Annotated in this window: 6 protein-coding genes; 3 read left to right on the forward strand and 3 right to left on the reverse strand. The window is 70.5% G+C overall.

Features of this window, described 5'->3' with window-relative positions:
* The coding region (locus AB0I88_RS40940) for a hypothetical protein (RefSeq protein ID WP_361037640.1) at nucleotides 1-268 on the reverse strand (268 nt) is incomplete at its 3' end.
* 70 nt (nucleotides 269-338) lie between these two features.
* Complete coding sequence (locus AB0I88_RS40945; protein ID WP_361037642.1) at nucleotides 339-1136, reverse strand: alpha/beta hydrolase; 798 nt, start codon at nucleotides 1134-1136, stop codon at nucleotides 339-341.
* Nucleotides 1137-1315: 179 nt separating this feature from the next.
* Between AB0I88_RS40945 and AB0I88_RS40950 the strand changes: the two genes are divergently transcribed.
* From AB0I88_RS40950 to AB0I88_RS40960, 3 genes are all read left to right on the forward strand, one after another.
* Nucleotides 1316-1861, forward strand: coding sequence for an AAA family ATPase (locus tag AB0I88_RS40950; RefSeq protein WP_361037644.1), 546 nt, complete (start codon nucleotides 1316-1318; stop codon nucleotides 1859-1861).
* Between the two features lie 283 nt (nucleotides 1862-2144).
* Complete coding sequence (locus AB0I88_RS40955; RefSeq protein ID WP_361037646.1) at nucleotides 2145-3452, forward strand: choice-of-anchor B family protein; 1308 nt, start codon at nucleotides 2145-2147, stop codon at nucleotides 3450-3452.
* A 38-nt stretch (nucleotides 3453-3490) separates the two neighbouring features.
* The gene (locus AB0I88_RS40960) at nucleotides 3491-4318 is read left to right on the forward strand and encodes a hypothetical protein (protein ID WP_361037648.1); all 828 of its coding nucleotides are present in this window, start codon (nucleotides 3491-3493) and stop codon (nucleotides 4316-4318) included.
* Nucleotides 4319-4420: 102 nt separating this feature from the next.
* Here the strand turns inward: AB0I88_RS40960 and AB0I88_RS40965 are convergent, their stop codons facing one another.
* Nucleotides 4421-4666 carry a TrkA C-terminal domain-containing protein gene (locus AB0I88_RS40965; RefSeq protein WP_361037650.1) on the reverse strand — a complete coding sequence of 82 codons (246 nt, stop codon included), beginning with the start codon at nucleotides 4664-4666 and terminating at the stop codon, nucleotides 4421-4423.
* Between the last annotated feature and the right edge of the window lie 109 nt (nucleotides 4667-4775).

The raw sequence follows: 4775 nt of genomic DNA on the forward strand, positions 1-4775 counted from the left end.
GGCGGGGCGCGACCTGAACGTTATCTAAAAAGATCACAGCGGCGTTACCGATTGGCGCCATCAGCCTTGCCCATACGGTCACACCCGTTAACCGGGCTCCGGGTGCACCCTCGGCGGCCGATTCGGGCCTACCGTTATCACTATCGATAATGATGCTGGAGGGCGGCACCCGTTTCGGCGCCCCGCCGAGGACGTCGGCCTGCTGTCCGGCATGAAGAACTGACCGGCCAGGACCGGTGCGGCGCTGTGAAGCCGCACCGAAGGTCACGCCGTCGGCTGGGCCGGCAGCGCCGCGACCCGCGGACGGTCCCGCCCACCGGACCGGTCCGGGCGGAAGCTCAGCCGGTGAGCGCGGCGACGGCGGCGATCAGCTGAGGGCCGTCCAGCAGGACACGATCGTTGTGGTCGGCGCCGTCGACCACGGCCAGGTGGGTCAGGTTGGCGGCGGCCTCGGCGACGGCGCGGCTCTGCTCGGCCGGCACCACCCGATCCGCGGTGCCGTAGACGACCGCGGTCGGGGCGGTCACCCGGGAGATCAGCGCCGTCACCGGGAACCGGTCGCGCAGCAGCAGGCCGACCGGCAGGAACGGGTAGTGGGCGCTGCCGGCGGCGGCGAGCTCGGTGAACGGGGAGCGCAGCAGCAGCCCGGCCGGCGGATGACGGGTCGCCAGGGCGGTGGCGACCGCCGCGCCGAGGCTCTCGCCGTAGTACAGGATCGGGTGGCCGATCTCGGTCAGGTAGGCGCGGGCGGCGTCCGCGTCGAGGGCCAGGCCGGTTTCCGACGGGTCGCCCGGGTTGCCGCCGTAGCCGCGGTAGTCCAGCAGCAGCACGGTCAGACCCCGGGCGGTGAGGGCGGCGGCCAGCGGCACCCGGCCCGCCCGGTTTCCCCCGTTCCCGGGCAGGACCAGCACGGACATGGCTCGCTCCGGCGTACCGGAAGGGGGCGGGAAAAGCCATGCGGTGAGCCGCAGCCCGTCCGCGGCGCGCAGGGTCACCTCGCGCGCGCCCGCCGGGAGCGGCGGTCGCGCGCGATCCGGGAAGTAGATCAGCCGGCGCTGCGCGGCCCACGCGGCGATCAGGATCAGAACCAGACAGAGGAGTACGGCCAGAGCACCGCGCATCACCATCCGGCCCATCCTGCCAGTGTGCTCCTGGCGAGCGTCGCGGGTGGCACCCGATCGCGCGACGGTATGATTCGGGCGAGTTCTCGCGCCGGCCCGTCGATGGAGCACTGCTCTCGACCTTCGGCGCTCGTCACGAACCCTCCCGCGGACACCGTCCACTCCACTTCTGCACGTCTCACGAAGGGATCGCCATGCCCAATTTCATCCTCACCGGGACGCCCGGCGCCGGGAAGACCGCCATCCTGCGCCGGCTGGAGGTGCGGGGGCACGCCGTGGTGGAGGAGGCCGCCACCGACGTCATCGCGCTGTCCCAGGCGCTCGGCGACGCGGAGCCGTGGCGGGATCCCGGGTTCGCCGACCACGTCCTGGAGCTTCAGCAGCGGCGCCAGCGCGCCGCCGGCCGGGCCGGGCACGGCATCGTCGTGTTCGACCGGTCTCCGTTCTGCACGCTGGCGCTCTGCCGCTACGGTGGCCGGCCACCGTCCCGTCGCCTTCGTGACGAGGTCGAGCGCCTGACGGCGGAGCGTTTCTACGAGCGGACCGTCTTCTTCGTCCGCAATCAGGGATTCGTCGAACGGACCGCGGCCCGGCGCATCGGTCTCGACGATGCGCTGACCTTCGAGAGGCTCCACGAGCAGACCTATCGTGACCAGGGCTTCGACCTGCTCGAGGTGTCCGCCGGGCCGCTCCCGGAACGGACGGCCGTCATCGAGAAGTTCCTGGAGACCTTCCCGTAGGCGGCCTTCGGCCGGACCAGGCCGCCAGGCGCCGCGGCGGCCGCGCAGCACCTCCCCCTGCGAGTCATGGAGTAGCGGGGCCGGGAACGTGCCGGCCAACAGCGGACACGCATAACCTCCAGCCCATCCACCTGGGGTTATGGCGGAACGAATCACGTCGCGGATGGTGCTCAACAATCCGCAAAACATTGACGCTTGTCGAATGGACACTTAGCGTTCGGCACGCATCCGGTGCGTGCCACACCCCCGCGCGCGCCGGCCCCCGCGCGAAAGGGCGTCGATCATGCTCCGAGCTGTCCGTCGTTCCGTCCTGGCCGCCGCCGCACTGGCGCTGCTGCTCGCCACCGCCGGGCCACCGGCCACCGCGCACGACCCGGAGACCCCGGAGGGGCGGGCCGAGCAGGCGGAGATGCTGCGCATCTACGAGCCCACCTGGCGCAGCGGCGAACGCCTCGCCGGCGCGCCGATCACCTGCGTCAACGGGATGGCCGACAGGTACCCGTGCAAGAACGTCGACCTGCTCAGCTTCCTGCCGCAGTCCGCGCTGGGTGGCGGCGGCTCGTCGAGCATGTGGTACTGGGCCGACACCCGCGACGGCAACGAGTACATCCTGTACTGCCGCTCCAACGGCATGTCGTTCGTCAACGTCACCGACCCGGCCAACCCGCGCTACCTGGGCAATCTGCCGTCGTCGAACGGTGTCAGCTCGTCCTGGTGCGACGTGCGCACCTACCGCAACTACGCCTACATCGGCAAGGACTCGGTCTCGCACGGCATCCAGGTCTTCAACCTCAACAAGCTGCAGGGCGTGACCACGCCGCAGACGTTCACCGCCGACGCCCGGTTCACCGGCCTGACCAACAGCCACACCCTGCAGATCAATCAGAACACCGGTTTCCTGTACGTGTCCGGCGCGAACACGTGCAGCAAGGGCCTCACGATCTACGACATCAAGACGCCGCTGACCCTGCGGCTGGCGGGCTGCTACAGCCGTGAGGTCTACTCGCACGAGTCGATCGTGGTGAACTACGCCGGCCCGGACACCCGCTACACCGGCCGGGAGATCGCGTTCAACTACACCGGCCAGGGCAAACGGTTCCAGATCCTGGACGTGACGAACAAGTCGAACATCGTCGTCCTGTCCAGCGTCACGCACCCCGGCGCCGGCTTCATCCACCAGGGCTTCGCCACCAGCGACTACAAGCACATGATCGTCAACGACGAGACGATCAGCACGGCCGGCGGCAGCCCGGACTTCGTCTACAACATCGAGAAGCTCGACGCCGCCCGGTACGTGGGCAAGGACGTCGCCACCCGCGGCACGTTCGTCAACCACAACGGCTACACCGTCGGCAACCGGCACTTCCAGGCCTCGTACCGCGGTGGCCTGCGCATCCTCGACACCACCAACGCCGCCTCCGCCAAGCTGCCCGAGGTCGGCTACTTCGACGTCGACCCGAGTTCCAACGCCAGCGGTTACAGCGGCAGCTGGATGGTCCTGCCGTACCTCAAGAACGGGGTCGTAGCCGTGCAGAGCATCGGCGTCGGACTGTTCCTCGTGAAGCCCACCGGAACGGCGGCAGTCAGCTGACCGGCTCCGGATCGCGTCACCGCCGTCTGTCGGCGGCGGTGACGCTCGCGGGTTTCGCCGCGGCCGCCTACATGTTCGCCGACAGCCGCGGCGAGACGCCGGCGCCCGTTCCGGCGGCGGCGCCCGTCGCGGCGCCGGCCGTCTTCCACAGCGACGGGCTCTCCGACAGCTACGACGGCTACCGCGTGGAGCCGCTGTCGCTGCCCACCGTCCGCGGCCCGGCCACGGTGTCGGTGCGGATCACCGGCCCCGGCGGCCCGGCCACCGACTTCCAGACCGTCCACACCAAACCCATGCACATGTACGTGCTGCGCGACGACCTGTCCGGATACCAGCACCTGCACCCGGAGGTGGCCGACGGCGTGTGGACCGCCCCGGTGACCATCACCGACGGCGGCGCCTACCGGGTGTACCTGGAGTTCACGCCGCACGGCCGTCCGGCGGGCGCCGACCCGACCGTGCTCGGTGTCCCGTTCGTCATCGCCGGGGACACCCGCATGATCCCCGTCCCGGCTCCGCAGGCGCAGGCCCGCTCCGGCCCGTACACGGTGCGCCGCCTCGACGGCACCGCCGACCTGACCTCCGGCACCCCGGCGGCGCTGCAGTTCCAGGTGCTGCGCGACGGCCGCCCGGCGGCGCTCGAACCGTATCTCGGCGCGTACGCCCACCTGTCGAACTTCGAGGTACGCACCCAGGGCCTCGAACACCTGCACCCGATCCCGTCGAACGCGACCGGCGCCGCCCCGGCCGACGCCGTACTGGCCTTCCACGCCGCTTTCGCCGAACGCGGCGACAAGCGCCTGTTCCTGCAGTTCCAGGCCGACGGCAAGGTTCACCAGGTGGCGTTCACCGTCTTCACCACCTGACCGGTCAGCTCTCGTCATCGCCCGGGCGGCAACCCGGCCGGCTGCCCGGCGGCGCGTGCGGCCGGTGCGTGCCGCGGCGGCCCGTTGCCCGAGACGGGAGCCTCAGGGAAGGGCGGCGAAGGCTTGGACGCTGCGGGAGTCGCCCGCCACGATCAGCACGTCGCCGGCGTAGACCGTGGTGTCGGCGGTCGTGTAGGTGAACCTCTCGCCGGGCCGTTTGATCGACACCACGGTCACCCCGTAGGTGCTGCGCAGGTCCGCGTCCGCCAGCGTACGGTCGGCGGCGGCCTCCGGCGCCCGCGTCTTGGCGAGCACGTAGTCCTCGTCGAACTGGTTAACGATCCCCACGGATAAATCCGGGAGATTTCCCTCCGGGGCTGGTGGGCCCTGGATTTCCAGCTCGGACTGCATCTGATCCACCGTCGCGGAGGGAGGCGATCTGATGTCTGACGTCGTC

Origin of the sequence: Actinoplanes sp. NPDC049802, from assembly GCF_040656595.1 — a bacterium.
In the GTDB taxonomy this organism is placed as follows: Bacteria; Actinomycetota; Actinomycetes; order Mycobacteriales; family Micromonosporaceae; genus Actinoplanes.